Here is a 19,470-nt window from a genome sequence, read left to right as displayed (position 1 = left end):
CAGCTGTGCCGAATTTTATATTTTGTGCCATGCGCAAGCATTAAGTTTTAGGTTTTTCGCGGCGGTAGTGGAGAAAAAACATCCTTCACTGTACTCTGTGTTCTGTACTTTGTACTCTGGTTTCTGTGCTTATTAATTATATAGATAAACAGCCTTTAACGAAAGTTTCCATTTAAGGCTTATTTTATAGTGCAATGGGTGTCAAAGTAATCCCAATAATATTTCTAGATTTTTCTTAAAATATCTAAATTTTAGTTGACAGACTTGCATTTTTACTATAATATATAAGTATAAAATAACGGTAAAATAATTAAACTTTTGACCAACATGCCAAAAATGGCTAACATAATATGGAAATATGCCCCTATCCAGCTTGGATAGGGGCTTTTTATATAATTACATGTGTTGATTTTAGAACATAATTCACAATGCATTGTTACTTATGTAAGCTAAATGCATGAAAAGGATTTTTAATTAATTTGAAAGTAGTAAATAATATATAGGTAAGGATTGGAAGTGGAAAACTTGAAAATATCATTTTTAGGTGGAGCAAGAGAAGTTGGTGCCAGCTGCATGCTTGTTAAGGTTATGGATAAGAACATTCTTCTAGATTGTGGGATAAGGCAGGGAGCGTCTAAAGATATACTGCCAGACTTTAGTACCATTCAAGAAAATGGCGGTGCAGATATAATTATAATAAGTCACGCGCACATGGATCACATAGGGGCACTTCCTTTAATAAGCAAGGAATATCCTAATGCCAGAATTTATATGAACAACATGACTAAGGATCTTACAAGGGTACTTCTTTACGACAGTTTAAAAATTATGAACAGCAGAGAAGCTGAGATACCTCTTTATGCAGAAAAAGATGTGGAAAATATGCTTGATAGAATCTTTACAATTAATTATCAAGTTGAATTTGAAATTGCAGAGGATATAAAGCTTAGTTTTTATCAGGCTGGACATATTGCAGGGGCAAGCGGGGTATACATAACCTCAAAGGAAGGAAGCCTTTTTTACTCTGGAGATTTTTCTATATTTAAACAAAGATCTATTGAAGGTGCAAAAATACCTAAGCTAAGACCGGATGCAGCAATATTTGAATCAACCTATGGAGATAAACTTCACAGTAATAGAGAAATAGAAGAAGATAGGTTAATAGATGTAGTAAGTGAATGTATTAAAAATAATGGTAAAATGCTGATTCCGGCTTTTGCACTAGGTAGGGCACAGGAAGTTTTGTTAATTATAAAAAGTGCAATTAATAAAGGTAAGCTCCCTAAGGTTAAAGTTTATGTTGATGGGATGATAAAAAACATAAATATGGTATATAAAAATAATCCACTTTATTTAAAAGGAAGTCTTGGTAAAAAAATATTAAGGGGAACGGAACCTTTTTATGATGATAATATTTCTCCTGTAGAGAATAAAGAAGAAAGAGAAAAGCTTTTAAATTCCAAGGAAACAGTAATTATTATATCAAGTTCTGGGATGATGACAGGAGGCCCTAGCCAGTATTACGGAGAAAAAATAGCAGGGATGGAAAACGGGTATATTGTTATAACAGGATATCAAGATGAAGAAGCTCCAGGTAGAAAACTTTTAAATCTCATAGAACTTCCTAAAGAGGAGAGAACTATGGATATAAATGGGAAGAGTATTCCTGTAAAATGTAACATAGAGAAGGTTGGACTTTCAGCTCATAGTGATAAGAATGAGATAAAGGCACTGGCTGGGCAGCTTAGTTCAAGGAATATATTTCTTGTTCATGGGGAGGAAAGTGTTATTGAAGGTCTTGCAGGTGAAATAGCCAGTGAAGAAGCGGGAAGGGTATACGTGCCTAAGGACGGAGAAACAATAGAGGTAAATATAAGAGTTCCTAGAAAACAGCTAAAAAGGCAGCTTGAGTATTTGTTAAATAACAAGGACGAAATTAGTGAGGAAAATGTAGAAGGGCTTTGGAAATTTGTATGTGAAAACTACAATGCAAGGCTATTTACTATAGAAGAGCTTCTTGTTATATGGAAGGGAAATGCACTTTTTAATTCTATGGAGCTTGAAAGCATGAAAAACGTTCTTTTAAATTCACCATACTTTGAAAATGATCTTAGAAGATTTTTTATGTTTAAAGCAAGGTCAAAGGAAGATGTAGAAGAGGAACTTAGGCCTAAAGAATTAAAACCAAATGAAATAAATGATTTAGTTAGAGAATATTTTAATGGATATGATTTTAAAAAGATAAGCATTAAATTGGGAGAGAAAAAGGTAATACTTGTTTTTGATTTTCCAAGAGCAGTAAATGCGGATATAAATAATATTATAGCTGATTTTGAAAGTGAATTTCAATGGAAGGTTGAAATAAATAAGGAAACCAACAATAATGCTTTAGAAAATTTAATAAGAAGTCTATTCTTAAATTTAAATATAAAGAAAATATCATTTTTGCTTAATGACAATAAGGTTTTAGTTTTAACTGATGATAAGGTAGAAGGTTTTGAAGCTGAAAAAGAAGAATTTAAAAATAAAACTGGCTTTGATGTAGTTCTTAAAGGTAGTAATAGTATAAAAACTGCAATTAACGATAGCTGCGTAATGCCAGCGGGAAATTCACCTGTGATGGAGCAAAATGAGGCACTAAAATATATAGATACCTGTTTTGAAGGTGAAAAGCATAAGCCTTACAAGAAAAGTATTAAATCTAAAGGAAATATGGAACTTAGTTTTATTTCACCTATAATAGGAAGAAAATATTCGGGAAAAATAGGGCTTATTGCAAAGAGCATAGGCTGGAACATGTCTATATCAAATTCTGTAAATCAAAATGAAGTTATTAATATTGTAGTAAGACTTTGTGCAAAAGAAGGAATAAAGCTAAAAAAGAATCCATCTTTTAATCTTGCGGCTATGAAGGTTACTTTGAGTTTAGAAAACGGAAATAATGAGAAATTAGAAGAAATTAAAAGTGAATTTGAGGAAAGTACAGGATGCTATTTAAATACAGTTTTATAAAAATATTTAGTATTTTGTCATTATTGTAGTATAATGGTATGTAGTAAATTATGGGAGTGGAGGGTGAATATTATGAATAGGATTTCTAAAGTAGTAGTAGTTACTTTTAGTTTAATATTTTTAAAATCATTAACGGCTCATGCTCAAATAGTAGATAATCAAATTGTTAATAAGTACAAGACTTGGAGCATAAAGTTTAGTAAGACAGTTAAATTTGATGATACAGTTAAAAATAAAGTTCATGTATTTGATGGCAAGCATAATGTCATTAGTGTTAGTGTAAACAAGGGAAATAGTGACAATGAGATTTTAGTTAGCCCACCAAGTGAAGGTTATAATTTGGGAGAAAAATATACTTTAAACGTAGAAAAGGATATTTATTCAACTGATAATAAAAACTTAAATAATGATGTGAATATGAATTTTAATATAAGCGAAAATGCAAGTAATAATGCCAATTTAGTTAACGGTGGGGAGATTACATCGGATGGAGAATGGCTTTATTACAGTGGGATTGATGGACTTTACAAAATTAAAAGTGATGGAACTGGTAATTTTAAGTTAAGTAAGGACACTGCAAAATATATAAATGTAACTGATGGCTGGGTTTATTTTGTAAATAATAATGATAGAAAAGTATATAGAGTAAGGCCAGATGGTACAGGGCCATATAAAATATCAGATGTAGAGGTTAAGGAAATTTATGTACAGGGAGATTATATATACTATCATAATTATAATGGACCAGGTGAATATGTTTCTAAAATGAAAGTTGATGGCACTGGTGCCGAGGAGATAGGAAAGAGTGATATCTTTGAAGGAGAATTTGCATTAGACGGAGATTATATTTACTGCAATAATGGTGGTATTGTAAATAAAATCAAAGCGGATGCCGCTTCAGGGGATGTAGGCACGACTATACTGAACCAGGTAAGAGGACCACTGTATATATATGATGGTATGATTTATTATGGAACTAATAGCTCAGAATATATATCAAAGTTTAACTTAGGTAGGTCAAATGAGGATGGAACTGCAGCAGCAAACTTAAATGTAAAAAACTTAAATTATGTTAACTTTGCAGGTGATAGTATGTATTATAGTGCAGATGAAAATAATATATTGTATAAGGCAAACTTAGATGGAACTGATCCAATTAAAATAGGTCAAGGTATTAACAACTTTTATATTTTAGGGAACCAAATTTATTATATAAACAGCAGCGATAATTCATGGCATAAAATGAATTTAGACGGTAGTGAGGATAGGCTGCTTAATTTCAACTAATATAATGATGAGAATACTAGTTAAAACTTGATAAATTAAGGGGTTCACATTGGAAATAATGCGGATATAGGTTCGGGTAGTGTTGTTATAAAGAATATTGCTGATAATGTAATAGCAGTGAGATTGAAAATAGAATAAAAAGTGTACATTAAATTAATCGAATTCTACTAGTTTTATGTATACTTTTTATTTATAAATAAACCGCTTCAACTATTGAAATTTATGTGCATCATAATGCCCAGAGGATGGCATTTTGGTACAAATAAATTTTAAGTTTCAAGGTGGTTTATATTTATGAGTTGAATTAATGGATTTTTAACATACAACAAACTTTTTTTAAAAATTTGGCGTAAAAATGAACTGCCAACGATTTCATAATAATTATTGAACTGGAAACTGCTGAGAATACTGGAAATAAATTATTGACAGTAAAAAACAAGAGTAATATAATAAGTCTGGAATGGAAAAAGTTTAATATGAAATATAATAATATTAAAATTCGTATTTAACTTAAGATAACACACTAAAAGTATATAAAAGGAGGAGTTATTATGGCTCAAATCTCTGTGACACCTGAAGAGTTAAAATCTCAGGCTCAAGTTTACATTCAATCTAAAGAAGAAATTGATCAAGCAATTCAAAAAGTAAATTCAATGAATAGTACAATTGCTGAAGAATGGAAAGGACAAGCATTCCAAGCATACTTGGAACAATACAATCAACTTCATCAAACTGTTGTTCAGTTTGAAAACCTTCTTGAGAGCGTCAATCAACAATTAAACAAATACGCAGATACTGTTGCAGAACGTGATGCACAAGATGCTCAAAGTTTCGGTTTCTAATAAATCAAGATGCTACTTTTGGTGGCATCTTTTGTTAAAAAGGTCTATAAAAAATAGACTATTACTATTCATCTGTATGTTTTTGGGGATATTCTTTTTGGCGAGCCCTCGATGTTTTGCAGTTGATAATGGAAGCCTACAGCTTAATCCTAATGTGATTACCAATTCAGATGGAGGCATTGGAACAACAAGCGATTTCCAAATACGAAACCAGCTTTTTACGCCTAAAATTAACAAGCTTGCAAAAGAGCAGGCTAAGGATAATGTTCCAAAACAAAGAGAGACACTCAACTTCTCAAACAAGGCGAAAAATACACTCTATAATGTAAACACAACAAAGGTTGTGAAACAACTCTTTGTCAATTACAAGCCTCAAGTCATTGAATCTAGTACAAACACGAGTCATTCTAAAACGATGATTTGGTATTGGGTAATTTCACTAGCTGTTGTTCCCTTGATTGTTTTAGCGATTTTCTTGGGACGAAAAAATGCTAAAAGGAGGTTAAGAAAGAAAAATGAGCGAACGCATTGATATAAGTATTGAGCTTAATGGGCAACAGCTCGATTTCTCGATTCCTACAGAAATAACGATGGGACGTTTTAACGAACTCATGCATCAAGTGCTTAAAGGTGGAGTAATGCCCAAAAGTTGGACGCTTAAACTGAAAGACAAAAACATAAAGGTGGATGATACTGATTTAATAAAAGAATTGCCAATAGGCAGTGGGGATGTTTTTTGTATTCTTCCCACACAAGAAAGACAGGAGAATTTGAATGAAAATATCTAATAGCAAAACGAGTCTTGAGTTTGAAAGAAATAAAGACCTTGTTCAAGTACGCTTAGAAAGTACGCAATTTAAGGAAGCAGTGCTTAAGGAACTTTCTGACAAAGTTATTGTTAATAAAGATAATGAGACATGGGTGCTTTCTTACCATGTTCCGGAAGCTGCTAAAAGTCTTGCTTCTGCTTCGCGGCTTGCAAAGACGCGTCTTGAAAAATTAAAATTGGCACAAAAACTTGTCACACTTTCTGGTATGGAAAATCAATTCAAAATTCCTTTTCTTCATCCAGAAAATATACTATTGATTGGAGAAACACTATTTGTTGTTCATTTTGGTTTGCATAAGCTCCTTGTTCCATTTGATATGACTCAAGTGGACTTTTTAAAGTCGTATAAAGCACTTATTTTTTACATATTTAATTCTAAAGTACCATTTGAGTCACTTGTTTCTGGTTCCCTGGCAATGAATGATAAGTTCAGTCAAACGATTAATAGTTTTGAAAGCACTCAAGAAATAGCTGAATTTATTGATGAGGAGTTACAAAAAGAAACAGAAAGAGTTAATAGAAATATAGCTTTTGTATCCAAAGGACGCTACCGTTTCTTTAAATACTTTGGAACTTTGGCGATTATTCTTGCACTTGTTTTAGGTTGGTTCACTTACTCTTATTACAGTAACAATAAAAAGCAAAATGCTATTATTACTGCACAGACCGATTTCTTGACCAATAACTATGACAAAACACAGGCTGACTTGCAAAACTATGCTCCTAGTAAACTGCCCAAGGCAGCACGTTATATACTAGCTGTAAGTTCTGTCAATTTATCAGACTTAACAATGGCACAGAAACAAGCCATATTAGATAATGTTTCGACTAAATCAGATGATAATACCCTAAATTACTGGGTTTATAGTGGTCGTGGTGATTTTAAGCAAGCCTTGAACCTTGCACAAAATTTGGGTGATGTTCAGTTGACGTTATTAGCATACACTAATCTTTACGAAACGACTAAGCTTAATACCACAATGGATGGTGCGAAGAAACAACAACTTTTGGATGAGTACAATAAGAAAATTCAAGAGCTAACAAAAAATCTTGGAAAATAGGAGGTACTTATGAGCAGTAAAGGTTTTGAAATCGGAGAAGAGGTAAAAGAACAAAATTTCTTTATTGATAATCGCTTGGATGCGAGCCAGCTTCTCTTCGTAGTTTATATTTTAGGAGAGCACCTCCATACGATTAGTTTGTCAGAGGAACGTCCATCTATTCGGTATCAAGAGTCGCTCTTTGGTGTGATTGGGGGTACACTATTTATCAATGGAAATACCGTTACTACAGGATACTCTAAAGTAGGAGAGCTTGAAGTTTTTGTCGTTTCTCCGCAAACTGCTGAGACAATGTTCTTCTTAATTAATAAAGAGGATTATTTTGTTCTGGGATCGGACACATTTGCGAGTATCCAAACTAAGGGAAAGGTGCAAGTGGTCATTCATGAGAACACCTTTATAATTGATGACAATGGAGAATTTGTTTATTTAAATAATGTTCCAATCAAGGGGCATCATTACGTTAAAGGGGTTCAAACAGGTTATCAAATATTGACACATGATTTTTTGCTTGAAAAGCGTAAAGCACAATGGAAATTGACTACATTTTCAGATAATATTGTTTTTAACCATGAGCACCTTCTAGGGCAGCTCCCTGAGGTTGAATTCCTAAAAGATTTTCCTAAATACAGACGCAGCCCGAGGCTTCGCTTAGAGCCTCCTTGCGATAAATTTAAGATTGAGAAAATCGGTGAGGCACCGAAAGCTAGTAAAAATGAAATTTTAAGAGCGATTGTTCCTCCTCTTGGTATGCTTGCTGTGACTGGGGTTACAAGTGTTCTTTCAGGACGTAATCCGCTCATAATGTTAGGTATGGGCTCCATGAGTGTTATAACAGCTACTTTCACTGTTTCACAGTATATAAGTGAGAAGAAAGAGCGGAAGATTGAGAACAAAAAGCGAAAGGAAGACTACGCACAATACCTTATCAAGACGGTAGCTAAAATTTCTGATAAATATGATGAAGAAACAGAGGTATTGAATTTTAGAAATCCTTCGCCTGAAAATTTATCTGAAATGATTGAAACTTACAATTCTCGAATATATGAGCGGATGGCAAGTGACAAAGATTTCTTAGTAGTTACGCTAGGCATAGGAAATCAAACTTCTCATTTATCTGTTGATTCAGATATTAATGAACGAGCCACAGATGAGGAGTCACTGAACGTGAAGCGTCTGGTTGAACACTTTTCGATGCAGCACGAAGTGCCAATAACGCTTAATTTGACTGCACAAACTTTAGGATTGGTTGGAACCTATCCTGTACTAAAAACTGCCGTTGCCAATTTATTACTGCAAGTGGCTTTTTTCCATTCTTATCGAGATGTCAATTTCTTGAGCCTTGTGCCAGAGAAAAGCTATCGAAAAGATTGGGCTAAGTGGCGACTTCTACCTCATTTTAAAATTCAAGAGTTGAATATGCGTGGTTTTGTTCATAATGCGCACACACGTGATCTTCTTTTAAATTCTTTCTACCAGATTTTGAATAAGCGTAAGCAAGTGCTAAAAGAGGCAGGAAAAGAAAAACCACATTTTGTGCCACATTATATTTTTACGATTTTTGATGACTCTTACCTGTTAGGTCATGGCATTAATGAATTCTTGGCAGAGGATATGAGTGAGCTTGGTGTGACAGTTATCTGGTGTAAGGAAGATCAGAAACTCCTTGCAGAAACTGTGACCGCACTTGTGGAATACAAAAACCAAAGTGCAGGAGAAATCGTAAATGATAATAAAATTTATGTTGCCAAATCTTTTGAACCATACGGAGAGGTACCGTTCCTTGAAAAGAGCCTTCATAAGCTCACTAACTTGGAGCATGTGGAAGTAGAGAAAAATGCTATTCCCGAAAGTTTGAGTTTGCTGGACCAATACGAAGTGAAAACTGTTGAGGATTTGAATATTCAGGAACGCTGGGAAAGTGCTGAGCCTAATAAATCAATTAAATCTCTCATTGGTTGGCGTGGAAAATCGGAATATATGTATTGGGATTTGCATGAGAGGGTGCACGGACCGCATGCTTTGGTTGGTGGTACTACGGGTTCAGGTAAGTCTGAATTCTTAACCACTTACCTGATTGGGCTTGCCATTAATTTCTCTCCAGAAGATATTGGAATGCTCATCATTGACTGGAAGGGTGGCGGTATTGCTAATACCTTGGATAAACTACCGCATTTTATGGGTTCAATTACCAACTTGGATGGTGCAGGAACTGCCAGAGCATTAGCAAGTATAAAGGCTGAAATGGATAAGCGTATGAAAGAGTTCGCCAAGTTTGGGGTGAATAACATCAACAGCTATATGAGTCTTTATAAGAGTCGCTTCAATCCTAAACCTGACACGAAATATCCTGAAAAACCAATTCCGCATTTAATTTTGGTCTCTGATGAATTTGCGGAGCTTAAGTCAAATGTTCCTGAATTCTTAGATGAGTTGACTTCTGTGGCACGTATTGGACGTTCTCTTGGAGTCCATTTGATTCTAGCAACTCAAAAGCCAAGTGGAGTTGTCAATGACCAAATAGAAGCCAACTCAACGAGTAAAATTGCTCTTAAAATGGCAAGCGAGCAGGATTCCAATGAACTTTTAAAAACACATGATGCAGCACATATAACGCAGCCAGGACGTGGATATCTCAAGGTTGGTGAAAACGAGGTCTATGAACTTTTTCAAAGTGGTTATGCAGGAGTTCCTTATGATCCAGATGCCGACACAGTAGAAAATGTTGATGAGCGTATTTATCAAGTTAATGATATTGGGCAAACGGAACTGGTTTACGACCCAGGCGAGGAAGTGGTTCAAGTGCATGACACAAGCGAGTTGCCTACACAACTTGAAGCGGTCATTTCAGAAGTTAATCGTGTGTTTGAGGCATCGAACTTAACACTACCTGCTAAACCGTGGTTGCCTAATTTGGAAAATAGAATTGTAACACCTCAGGTTATTCAAACAGAAGAAAGATTACTTAGTACTCCATTGGGATTAATGGATATTCCAAGTGATCAAGCTCAAGAAGTTTATCAGTATAATATTGAGGATGCAGCGCATACGGTGATTTTTTCAAGCCCGGGATATGGCAAATCTACGACGTTACAAACAATTGCGATGAATTTGTCAAGGCTTAATACTCCGGAGCAAATCCAGTTCAATCTTTTAGATTTTGGAACAAACGGACTTTTGGCGCTAAAAGATCTTCCTCATGTAGCAGATATTGTTACACTGGAAGAAAATGAGAAATTAACAAAGATGCTTAGACGTATTCGTAATACGCTCGCTGATAGGAAACAAGTGTTCAAAGATGAAGGCGTTGCAACGCTTGGGCAGTACCAGAGTAAGACAAAACGACAACTCCCAATAATTATAAATTTACTTGATAATTATGATGCCTTAGCTCAAAGTAAACGTCGTGATGAGATTGATGAAGTGCTTATTCAAGTGCTCCGTGAAGGTGCTGCACTTGGAATTTATCTTATTTTGACAGCTGGTAGGTTTAATGCCATCCGGATGAATATGATGAGTAATATCCAAACAAAGATTGCCCTCTTTCTCAATGATGAGACAGATATTGCCACACTTTTTGGACGTGAACGTTTAGAGCAATCCGAAGTTATGGGACGTGCACAAATGAAACTTGAGTTTCCTGTCGCCCTTCAAGTTTTTCTTCCAGCAGCTGGAGAAAATGATATGGAGATGCTTGAAAATCTTAAACAGGAGATTAAGACAATTAATGATGAGTGGAAGGGAAATCGTCCTAAGAAAATTCCAATGGTACCTGATAAATTGACACCTGAGTTGTTTTCATCATATTTGCCTAAGGAGAGTCGGAACACACTGTATCTGGGGTTAAATCAGAGTAGCTCAGAAATCGAACAATTTGTCTGTTTTGAAGGGCATACATTGGGACTTTTCTGTGCTAATCCGAAACAATATAAGGTAAGTGTTCCGTTCCTTATCAATCAGATTTTTAATCTTAAAATTCCTGTTGCGATAATTGACTCGACAAATAATTTGAAAACCTATGCTTCTAAAGCGGCTACGTATATTGGACGAGAAAAGTTTCAGACTCAATTTTCGGAGATTAAAGAAGCTGTTGGCGCATTTCAGGATAACGAAATTGAAGAAGAGTTAATTGTAATTTTTAATGGTTTCGCAGCTCTTGTTGAAAAAATGCTTTACAATCAAGATGATATTGCCAATTTGCTTAATCAGAGAAATACAAAAGTTCAATTCATTCTGATTGATTTTGTGGGTAATGTAGGAAATAAATTTAATTCAGCGACGGCAGCTGTTCGAGATAATGTCTATCAAATTCTTTTTGGAGGCTCATTGCAGGATCAACATTTTATAGTTAGTCTTGCTCCCGAACTTAGAAAAGCAATGCCTGAAAATAAAGTTTTACACGTACTTAAAGATGATGAATTCTTTAATCTAGTGATTCCAATGGAGGAATAAAATGAGTGAAGAAAAACAATTTCGATTTTTACCGCTAGGAACATTTGTCAAAGTAGCAAAACGTGGCGACAAGATTTATATGATTGTCGCACGTGCGCTCACAAAAAATAAAGAGGGAAATCCTCGTTCAAATTATCGATTGGCAGAGCATCCAAAAGGGTATGGAAAAGATGATATCCTTTTAATGGCAACAGATGTGGACGTAGTAGAGGTTATTCAGGAAGGATATTCTGATGAGAGTGATAAAGAGTTTTTGAAAGATAAGTTAGAACGCTTAAAAGAAGCACCAGTAGTTGTACCCAAAGAAGAAATTGAGGAGATTCCTGAACCTGACTTTACCCAGCTTCTTGATATGGGAAATACAGTCAAGGCTTCTTCTACAAAAAGTGATGGCAGTAATGAACAAGGAGATTCTGTTCAAAAACTAAAAAAGGATCCCTTTTATAAATTCAAATAGAAAGGATAAGAAAAATGGGGGAAATAGCTTCAAATACAATTTCTGCGACAGATGCAATTTCTAAGATCGTGGATACCGACAATCAATCGCTTAGTAATCAGTCGGTATTTTTTGACTTTAGTAATATCTCAAGTATGACTAAAGGTGCTGCTGTTTCTAATCAGATTATCGGGGATATGTCAAAACTGATTTCATGCGTTTATGGACAGGCGGATAAAATTCAACAGCTTGCCAATCTTATTGAACAACGCGATAAGCAAGATAGCGTGGATTGGAGTTAATATGGTAAAAGATATTAGTGCTGGTAAGCGGTTAGAATATACACAGCAAATTTCGGAAAAGATTCAAAAGCTTGAGGATCTTAAAAGTGAAGAGAGAAATATCTTCCAAGCAATAGAAAAATATCAAGAAACGATGAAACAGAGTTTTTCTAATTTGCAAGAGTTGAATGAGGAACTTGTTAATCAAGGAAGTCGCACAGCCCAAATGGATATGGATGCAAATCAAGAAATGCTGCGTTTTGTGAGAAATATGGTGGACGAGCAAAAAGAAGGAGTATCAGAAACTTATTCTAAGCTTAAAAAAGAGGTAGAGGATGATATTGAGAATCTTCAACACAAACGTAATGCGTTACTTTGGGAGGAACCTAAGTCAGGCGATAGAAAGGAGTAAACTATGGGATTAAAATACAATAGTAGTGAAGCTCAAGAACTTATTGATGCGATGACGAATAATCTAAACATTGCGAAGGAGGCTGCAACAGGCTTAAACAGCGGATCACAGTATCTCACGAGAGCTCTGACAGGTGGAAACTTGCAAGGTGTTGCTTACAATGCAGGAAAGCAGCTTTTTGAGGGGCTCATAATTCCGACTATCAGTAAAGTTTCTCAAGCTATTGATGATATGCACAGTAATTTAGAGCTATTCAAGCAAGCAAATGGTCAAGTTAGTCATTATGGTGTATTGGACGAAGATAATCTAAATAGACAGATCAATGAGAAAAGGAGGCAGAGAGATGCTACTTCCTTTTTGATAGAGACATATAGTCTTTGTTTACAGACAAATCTAACTGCTAGCCTTGAGGATTATCTTATAGGCGCCAATAGACGATTAGAGGATACGCTAGGTAGTATAGAAGATGACATCAATAGGTTAGAAGAAAAACTTAAAGCGCTGCATAATTTTTCAGATAGTACGTCGCATCTTTTTCAGGATGATTCAAACGTAATGAAAGATGTAATGAAAGGTGTAACAATACTGAATAAAACAATTTTAAACTCTGATGGAACCTTGCCTGCAGGGATAGATATTTCATGGTTTATGGCTTTAGAAGCTGTAGAACTAAGTTCAAGCCTTTCAAAGCCAAATAGTGCTTATGATGCAGCTTTATCAAAAATCATTACTTACGATAAGGACGGACTCATTCAGTCGGTAAATTTTGAAGAAGTTGAAAAATGGATGAAAAGCGGGAAATTAACCCAAGCTCAAATAGAAGCATTAAAGACGCTATATTTAACATTATCAGGGTATTTAGATAAAAATAGTGACTCGGCAGATAAGGTCAATAGCTTTCTTATAGAATTACAGAAGCTTCAAGAAAGACATGGTTTCTGTATTTTCGGATTTAAATATGACTATAAAGATAAACATTTTTACACGACTCAAAATTCAGTGCAGAGTAAGTTTGGCTATGCGGATTTCTACGATGAGTGTGGGCCTGCTTTGGGGATGGACTTAAACACAAGCCAAGTTCAGTTTGTATATAATGGCAAAGAGTATCGCTTTCAAATTTGGAAAGGAACCTATGGGGGTGGAACAATGGTAGGCGGAGAGCAAGGACTTTATGTCTGGGATCCTAAAGACCCTGTTCGAGATCTTGAGAAAATTGTGGCAACAGGTTTAGGTCAAGGAAATTTTGATCCAGTGGCAGCCCCTGATGATCGGATTCGTATGGTAAATGAGTTGTTTAATAAAACTAAGAATAGACGTATTACTGCACCAAGTGACACATATGATCATGAGCCCAAAGGAGCATATTGGAATTTAGATACCGTTTCTAAACCAGGCTATACCAAAGATAATGTTTATACTAAAGGAACACTCTATATTGATGATACAGGTTTTAGGAACAAAATGTATTCTGAATTGAAAGCTAATATTGATTTAGAAGATGTAAAAATTGAAGGAAATAGGGTGACTTATATATGGGGAAAATAAGAAAACTATTAATTGGTTCAATAGCAGTTTTGGCGATAGTTGGTCTAGGAGGTTGTACGATGATAAATAAAGGTATGGATGCTGTTAAATCAAAGGTTACTTCTTCGAAAAGCAGTAAATATTACAGCAATGAAGAAGAGGCAAAAACAAAGATTATTTCCATGCTTAATGAGAAGTATAAAATTAAATTTTCAATTGCGGGGAATGAAAGTTATAAGAAAACGGGCGCAGGAATTGTTTTTTCAACAGCTATCAAAGATACTAGTGGTTTGACGGCTACAGCAAGCTTAGCGCAAGATAAAAATATTTCTTTTAAGAAGGAAACTGGAAGCGGAGTTTTCCAAGGTTTAAAGGATACCTATGTAGAAACATATTATACAAAAAAAACACGGGATGCAGTTGAACCATTATTCCAAGGAGAGCCTTTTACAAAATACTATATTTATCTTGATACTCCTGAAAATGCAAAAAAAGTACTTGGTTTATCTGTAAAAGATTATTTTTTAGAGAGTGGAGATTCTTATAATTTTGAAGTTATTCTTCCGCATAAGAACAGTGCAAAAGAATATGCCGACATTATATTCCCATTTTATCAAAAGTTAATTACTAAGCAGCACAATCCCTTTACATTAGAATGCTTTTCAGATAATAAACAAATATTTGTGCAACAATACATTGATTCAAAACATTTTTATGGCAATAAAACTTACGCAGATATAGTAGAAAATGTTACTAGAACGATGATAGATGCACAGCCTCAGCCCAAAGATGAAGATCTCAGATCTCCTTACTATAACTAATAGACTATATTCCTATTAAAAAATTATTTTTAGTATAAATATCTTCTTCATAAAATTGTAATGGAAGCTAATAAGGAAATGTGGTGACATATACATGGGGAAAATAAGAAAACTATTAATTGGTTCAATAGCAGTTTTAGGAATAGTTAGTCTAGGAGGTTGTACGATGATAAATAAAGGTATAGATGCTGTCAAATCAAAAGTTACTTCTTCAGAAAGTGGGAAATATTACAGCAATGAAGAAGAGGCGAAAACAAAGATTATTTCTATGCTTAATGATAAGTATAAAATTAAATTTTCAATTGCGGGGAATGAAAGTTATAAGAAAACAGGCGCAGGAATTGTTTTTTCAACAGCTATCAAAGATTCTAGTGGTTTAAAAGCTACAGCAAGCTTAGCACAAGATAAAAATATTTCGTTTGTGAAGGAAACTGGAAACGGAGTTGCCCCAGGTTTAAAGGATACTTATTTACAAACATATTATACGAAAAAAACACGGGATGCAGTTGAGCCATTATTTCAAGGAGAGCCTTTTACAAAATATTTTATTTACCTTGCTACTCCTCAAAATGCAAAAAAAATACTTGGTTTATCTGTAGAAAATTATTTTTTAGACAGTGGAGATTCTTATAATTTTGAAGTTATCCTTCCACATAAGAACAGTGTTAAAGAATATGCGGACATTATATACCCATTTTATCAAAAGTTAATTACTAAGCAGCACAATCCCTTTACATTAGAATGCTTTTCAGATAATAAACAAGTATTTTTGGAATCCTATATTGATTCAAAACATTTTAATGGCAACGACACTTATGCAGATATAGTGGACAATATTACTGGAACAATGATGCATGATCATCAGCAGCCCAAAGATGAATATCTCGGATCTCCTTACTATAACTGATAAACTATATGAATATTAAAAAATTATTTTTAGTTAAAGGATGACCCTTTTTATAAATTTAGAGTATAAGCGAGGAGAAAGTTATGTCTAGAATTAGTTCAGATATTGGAGCTGCCAAAGTGGCAACTTCATCCGTTAAAAATGTCAATATAAGTAGAAAAACAACCGTACATTTTAGTCAAAGTAATATCTCTGGAATGAAAGCTGGAGAGAATGTGGCAAACCAAATGCTGAGTGATTTAGACAAGTTGATAAATTGTGTAAAGACACAAGCAGGAAAGTTTACACAGCTTGCTTCCATCAAGCAGGAAATGGACGCGGCAGACCAAAGTCTATTCAAAAAGTGAGGAGTGATAAATGGTGAAAGATAAAAGTGCTGAGGAACGCTGCGAATATAATCAAAAAATTATCCAAACAGAGCGAGAGTTAGAGGAGCTTAAAGATCAAAAACGCCAAATCCAAGTGTTGTTAGATAACTTTGAAACAACCACTTCACAAGAGTTTCAGAAGCTTTTGGAAATTGATGATGATCTGATGAAGCGTGGGAGTTTTTCAGCCCAATGGGATTTTGAAGAAAGCCAAGAAAAAGCGCGTTATATAAAGACCTTGCTAGCACAACAACAAGATGATTTTACCTATGTTTTTTCACAGGAAAGTCAACGCTTAGAAGACAAAATGGAAACACTTCAAAAGGAAAGGGATGGACTACCATGGGATTAATTTATTCAAGTTCAGATTCTGAGAATTTGATTAATGGCTTAAGAGCCAACATTGGCTCGGCAAAAGTAGCATTAGAGGATTTGGTCAGTGCAAGTCAGACGCTAACAAATTCTATCGGTGAAGGTAAAGCATTGGATGGTTCTGCGTTTAATGCAGGAAAAGATTTATTTTCGGCGTTGATTATTCCAACGATTCATCGAGCTTCCTCTGTATTTGATGACACGAAAAAGCATCTCAGCCAGTACGAGAGTGCAAATGGACAAGTGAGTGGCGAGGGTGTGCTAGATGAAGATAAGCTCAAGGCTAAGAAGTTTTCAACAGAAGCAATTAAAGCAGCAACAGATAGTACAGCTAGTACCTTGCGGGCAATGGCTTCAGCAGCTGAAGCGGCGTCTTCGTTCTCTGTTGCATCATCGCTTAACGAAGCGGCGCAGTCTCTTGAAAATTATTCTGAAATCCTCCAACAAGATTTGAATAAAATTGAGGATAAACTGAGGAAACTTTACAAATTTAATTCGGCAGTGAATGGGCTATTTAATGATGATTTGAATAATTTTAAGCTCGTTATGCAGAGTGTAACAGTACTGAATGAGACAGTTGTCGATTCAAAAACTGGAAGTTATACATTGCCAAATGGGATCGATAAGTCTTGGTTTACGTCAATAAAGTCTGCAAAGGATTATGAATATCTAGCATTAGTACAATTATTGAGTTTAGAAGGGACAGTTGAGGATAAACTGGGATTAACTAAAGATCAAAAAGATTGGTATGAACGGATTAAGATGCTAATGAAAAATAATCCAGCTAAGGTTTATGAAGAACTTTGTAAATGTGACGTGCTTTGGTCGACTTTACGTGCAATATTTAAAAAGTATCCTGAAGAAAGAGGTAGAGTACTAGATATTATGATTGTTTTATCTAATGTTTCAGATACTAAGGCTGCGAAGTTATTTAAGGATGGAGTTGAACTGTTTGAAAAAGTTACTTCTCCTGTTAAAACAGTTTTAAAAGCAGTCGGATTAGAAGATGCATTAAAGGCTTCAAAGGCTTTAAATCTCTTAGGTAAAGGAGCAGATCTTGTAAAGTTTTTTGGTAAGGATGGTACAGTTCCAATATTTGCAGAGCTTGGTTTGTCGGATATTTGTTCAAGTATAACAGATGGAATCAAGGAAAAGAGCATTGGGAAGGGTATCATCGGTGGAACCATTGACACATTAAAGAGTATAGGTCCTTTAGACGGAACATTAGTTGGTGCATCAATTGGTAGTTGCATCTTGCCAGGACCAGGAACAGTAATTGGAGCTGTTGTAGGTGCAGGTTTGGGATTTTTAAATAGAGGAGTTCAAACTGTATTTCCTAAAGCGTATGATAACATAAAAGATGGGGCTTATAAATTATATGATGATGGTATGAAGGAGTTGAATACTATGAAAAAGGCAGCTGGGCAGCAGTTGAATACTATGAAAAAGGCAGCTGGGCAGCAGTTGAATACTATCAAAAAAGCAGCTAGCGACTTTATAAAGGACCCAGTTAAGAGTTGCTCTAAATTTATTCCAAATATAGGATTTGGATGGTGATTTTTATGAGAAAACCCAAAATTTTTACTGCAACATTTGAAGAAAGCTTAAACTTTGAAGATGATCCTTTATTAAAATTGCAAAATAAGGATGTAGAGAAACCAAATAAAAAGGAAAGGCCTGTTCTGTTTTTTATTACTGCTTGTATTTGTATTTTAATATTATATGGCGTGCATCGCCTCACAGGGAGTTTAACAACTGAACGACCTGATAGTCCAGTTCCTAAGGCAGATATAAATTTTTTACCGGCTTGGCTATTTTGGCTATGTTTTCTGATATTCGTTTTATTTTGGATTTATACACACTTCATACGAATAAAACATGACCGAATATTTTGGGCTCATGTCAATGCAAATAATTATGCACTTTGGCTGGTACTTGAAGTGAATTTGATGTTTGTTACAATGGATTTGAAAATTTTGACGGTGTGGGGAATCCTAATTATATACTGTGTACTTGGGTTATTGATTTTTTTAATATTTCACAGACAAATGAGCTCCATTCAAAGAACATTATTTTCATCACAAGAGATTCGAGCTAGGCACAATGCTTTAAAAGGTAGGATAATTAACATTGCTTTGAAGTGGGGAGGAATAGCTTGCATATGTTATATAATTTTGAAAAGGGTTTTTCCACACATTGGAGATATTGGAACTGGAACAAGTGGATTCAGAAAGATAGTTGCAATGTGGTTTTTCGTTAACTTGGTTTTTATAGCACTAGAAATATATGTCGAATTTCCATATCTAGTTCAAGGCTATTACAAACGTAAATATACTGAAGAATATCGTAAGAGGGAGGGTAAAAGTCAAATTGAATGGTATGGTGAAAAGTATTTTAATAAACATATTTTAGGTACAAGTAAAGAAGATAAGACAGGAAAATCTGATTTAGCAAATGTTAAGATAATAGATTCTGAGAAGATTCATAAAGATGTATTAAGTAATCAAAAGATAGAAAATGGAGGTAAAAATAAATGATGAATGAAAAAACAGATAAATTATTACCATTAGGTAGTATTGTATTACTGGAAGAAGGAATGCAAAAATTAGTGGTAGTAGGTCGTGGTGCAGTGTACACTGATGAAGAAACTGGAGAAGATAAATTTGCAGATTATATGGGTGCAGTTTATCCAATGGGGATGAATCCAAAAACAACTATTTTCTTTCAACATAAAGATATTGATAAAGTTGTTTTTGAAGGATATTCTGATGAAGATGAAATTAGATTTTTAGAGATTTACGCTGATTGGAAAAAAAGTTTAGATGAAGAAAAAAATGAAAAGATAAATATAAAAGAAGTGGAATAA

General features: G+C 34.6%; 18 protein-coding genes and 1 pseudogene. All 19 read left to right on the top strand.

Features of this window, described 5'->3' with window-relative positions:
- Window positions 1-516 precede the first annotated feature (516 nt).
- Window positions 517-3,012, top strand: a complete 2,496-nt coding sequence (locus tag ACJDT4_RS20705; RefSeq protein ID WP_406789501.1) for an MBL fold metallo-hydrolase — start codon at window positions 517-519, stop codon at window positions 3,010-3,012.
- Window positions 3,013-3,084: 72 nt separating this feature from the next.
- Window positions 3,085-4,299 (top strand): DUF5050 domain-containing protein, encoded by a 1,215-nt coding sequence (locus tag ACJDT4_RS20700; protein WP_406789500.1) that lies wholly within the window; start codon window positions 3,085-3,087, stop codon window positions 4,297-4,299.
- Window positions 4,300-4,338: 39 nt separating this feature from the next.
- Window positions 4,339-4,419 (top strand): annotated as a pseudogene (locus ACJDT4_RS20695) (sugar O-acetyltransferase); the annotation flags it as partial.
- Window positions 4,420-4,850: 431 nt separating this feature from the next.
- Window positions 4,851-5,141, top strand: a complete 291-nt coding sequence (locus tag ACJDT4_RS20690; RefSeq protein WP_010966973.1) for a WXG100 family type VII secretion target — start codon at window positions 4,851-4,853, stop codon at window positions 5,139-5,141.
- On the top strand, window positions 5,119-5,673 hold the full coding sequence (gene essA, locus ACJDT4_RS20685; protein WP_406789499.1) for a type VII secretion protein EssA: 555 nt from the start codon (window positions 5,119-5,121) through the stop codon (window positions 5,671-5,673). Before ACJDT4_RS20690 ends, essA begins: the two co-directional genes overlap by 23 nt.
- Window positions 5,657-5,929: an EsaB/YukD family protein gene (locus tag ACJDT4_RS20680; RefSeq protein WP_406789498.1), complete on the top strand. Its 273-nt coding sequence runs from the start codon at window positions 5,657-5,659 to the stop codon at window positions 5,927-5,929. The genes essA and ACJDT4_RS20680 overlap by 17 nt, the downstream gene beginning before the upstream one ends.
- Window positions 5,916-7,031, top strand: coding sequence for a type VII secretion protein EssB (gene essB, locus ACJDT4_RS20675; RefSeq protein ID WP_406789497.1), 1,116 nt, complete (start codon window positions 5,916-5,918; stop codon window positions 7,029-7,031). Before ACJDT4_RS20680 ends, essB begins: the two co-directional genes overlap by 14 nt.
- A gap of 9 nt (window positions 7,032-7,040) precedes the next feature.
- Window positions 7,041-11,483 (top strand): type VII secretion protein EssC, encoded by a 4,443-nt coding sequence (gene essC, locus ACJDT4_RS20670; protein ID WP_406789496.1) that lies wholly within the window; start codon window positions 7,041-7,043, stop codon window positions 11,481-11,483.
- A 1-nt stretch (window position 11,484) separates the two neighbouring features.
- A complete protein-coding gene (locus tag ACJDT4_RS20665; protein WP_406789495.1) occupies window positions 11,485-11,940 on the top strand; it encodes a DUF4176 domain-containing protein in 456 nt (151 codons plus the stop codon).
- Between the two features lie 14 nt (window positions 11,941-11,954).
- A complete protein-coding gene (locus ACJDT4_RS20660) occupies window positions 11,955-12,221 on the top strand; it encodes a hypothetical protein (protein ID WP_406789494.1) in 267 nt (88 codons plus the stop codon).
- A gap of 1 nt (window position 12,222) precedes the next feature.
- Window positions 12,223-12,612, top strand: coding sequence for a hypothetical protein (locus tag ACJDT4_RS20655; RefSeq protein ID WP_406789493.1), 390 nt, complete (start codon window positions 12,223-12,225; stop codon window positions 12,610-12,612).
- A 3-nt stretch (window positions 12,613-12,615) separates the two neighbouring features.
- Window positions 12,616-14,157, top strand: coding sequence for a DUF4474 domain-containing protein (locus tag ACJDT4_RS20650; RefSeq protein ID WP_406789492.1), 1,542 nt, complete (start codon window positions 12,616-12,618; stop codon window positions 14,155-14,157).
- A complete protein-coding gene (locus ACJDT4_RS20645; protein ID WP_406789491.1) occupies window positions 14,145-14,957 on the top strand; it encodes a hypothetical protein in 813 nt (270 codons plus the stop codon). The genes ACJDT4_RS20650 and ACJDT4_RS20645 overlap by 13 nt, the downstream gene beginning before the upstream one ends.
- A 94-nt stretch (window positions 14,958-15,051) precedes the next feature.
- On the top strand, window positions 15,052-15,864 hold the full coding sequence (locus ACJDT4_RS20640; protein ID WP_406789490.1) for a hypothetical protein: 813 nt from the start codon (window positions 15,052-15,054) through the stop codon (window positions 15,862-15,864).
- A gap of 83 nt (window positions 15,865-15,947) precedes the next feature.
- Window positions 15,948-16,211: a hypothetical protein gene (locus ACJDT4_RS20635; protein ID WP_406789489.1), complete on the top strand. Its 264-nt coding sequence runs from the start codon at window positions 15,948-15,950 to the stop codon at window positions 16,209-16,211.
- Between the two features lie 10 nt (window positions 16,212-16,221).
- Window positions 16,222-16,584: a hypothetical protein gene (locus ACJDT4_RS20630; RefSeq protein WP_406789488.1), complete on the top strand. Its 363-nt coding sequence runs from the start codon at window positions 16,222-16,224 to the stop codon at window positions 16,582-16,584.
- Window positions 16,575-18,161, top strand: a complete 1,587-nt coding sequence (locus ACJDT4_RS20625; RefSeq protein ID WP_406789487.1) for a hypothetical protein — start codon at window positions 16,575-16,577, stop codon at window positions 18,159-18,161. Before ACJDT4_RS20630 ends, ACJDT4_RS20625 begins: the two co-directional genes overlap by 10 nt.
- Window positions 18,162-18,166: 5 nt before the next feature.
- Complete coding sequence (locus ACJDT4_RS20620) at window positions 18,167-19,141, top strand: hypothetical protein (protein WP_406789486.1); 975 nt, start codon at window positions 18,167-18,169, stop codon at window positions 19,139-19,141.
- Window positions 19,138-19,470, top strand: a complete 333-nt coding sequence (locus tag ACJDT4_RS20615) for a DUF4176 domain-containing protein (protein ID WP_406789485.1) — start codon at window positions 19,138-19,140, stop codon at window positions 19,468-19,470. The genes ACJDT4_RS20620 and ACJDT4_RS20615 overlap by 4 nt, the downstream gene beginning before the upstream one ends.

It is taken from the genome of Clostridium neuense, from assembly GCF_045310695.1.
Classification (GTDB): Bacteria; Bacillota; Clostridia; order Clostridiales; family Clostridiaceae; genus Clostridium_S; species Clostridium_S neuense.
This window is presented reverse-complemented; position numbering and strand designations above follow the sequence as displayed.

Excerpts from the sequence above, each read along its gene's own strand:
- essA (WP_406789499.1), top strand. The coding sequence starts at position 5,119 with ATGCTCAAAGTTTCGGTTTCTAATAAATCAAGATGCTACTTTTGGTGG.
- ACJDT4_RS20665 (WP_406789495.1), top strand. The coding sequence starts at position 11,485 with ATGAGTGAAGAAAAACAATTTCGATTTTTACCGCTAGGAACATTTGTC.
- ACJDT4_RS20630 (WP_406789488.1), top strand. The coding sequence starts at position 16,222 with ATGGTGAAAGATAAAAGTGCTGAGGAACGCTGCGAATATAATCAAAAA.
- ACJDT4_RS20700 (WP_406789500.1), top strand. The coding sequence starts at position 3,085 with ATGAATAGGATTTCTAAAGTAGTAGTAGTTACTTTTAGTTTAATATTT.
- ACJDT4_RS20655 (WP_406789493.1), top strand. The coding sequence starts at position 12,223 with ATGGTAAAAGATATTAGTGCTGGTAAGCGGTTAGAATATACACAGCAA.
- ACJDT4_RS20615 (WP_406789485.1), top strand. The coding sequence starts at position 19,138 with ATGATGAATGAAAAAACAGATAAATTATTACCATTAGGTAGTATTGTA.
- ACJDT4_RS20640 (WP_406789490.1), top strand. The coding sequence starts at position 15,052 with ATGGGGAAAATAAGAAAACTATTAATTGGTTCAATAGCAGTTTTAGGA.
- ACJDT4_RS20690 (WP_010966973.1), top strand. The coding sequence starts at position 4,851 with ATGGCTCAAATCTCTGTGACACCTGAAGAGTTAAAATCTCAGGCTCAA.
- ACJDT4_RS20625 (WP_406789487.1), top strand. The coding sequence starts at position 16,575 with ATGGGATTAATTTATTCAAGTTCAGATTCTGAGAATTTGATTAATGGC.
- ACJDT4_RS20635 (WP_406789489.1), top strand. The coding sequence starts at position 15,948 with ATGTCTAGAATTAGTTCAGATATTGGAGCTGCCAAAGTGGCAACTTCA.
- essB (WP_406789497.1), top strand. The coding sequence starts at position 5,916 with ATGAAAATATCTAATAGCAAAACGAGTCTTGAGTTTGAAAGAAATAAA.
- ACJDT4_RS20650 (WP_406789492.1), top strand. The coding sequence starts at position 12,616 with ATGGGATTAAAATACAATAGTAGTGAAGCTCAAGAACTTATTGATGCG.
- ACJDT4_RS20645 (WP_406789491.1), top strand. The coding sequence starts at position 14,145 with ATGGGGAAAATAAGAAAACTATTAATTGGTTCAATAGCAGTTTTGGCG.
- ACJDT4_RS20680 (WP_406789498.1), top strand. The coding sequence starts at position 5,657 with ATGAGCGAACGCATTGATATAAGTATTGAGCTTAATGGGCAACAGCTC.
- ACJDT4_RS20660 (WP_406789494.1), top strand. The coding sequence starts at position 11,955 with ATGGGGGAAATAGCTTCAAATACAATTTCTGCGACAGATGCAATTTCT.
- ACJDT4_RS20620 (WP_406789486.1), top strand. The coding sequence starts at position 18,167 with ATGAGAAAACCCAAAATTTTTACTGCAACATTTGAAGAAAGCTTAAAC.
- essC (WP_406789496.1), top strand. The coding sequence starts at position 7,041 with ATGAGCAGTAAAGGTTTTGAAATCGGAGAAGAGGTAAAAGAACAAAAT.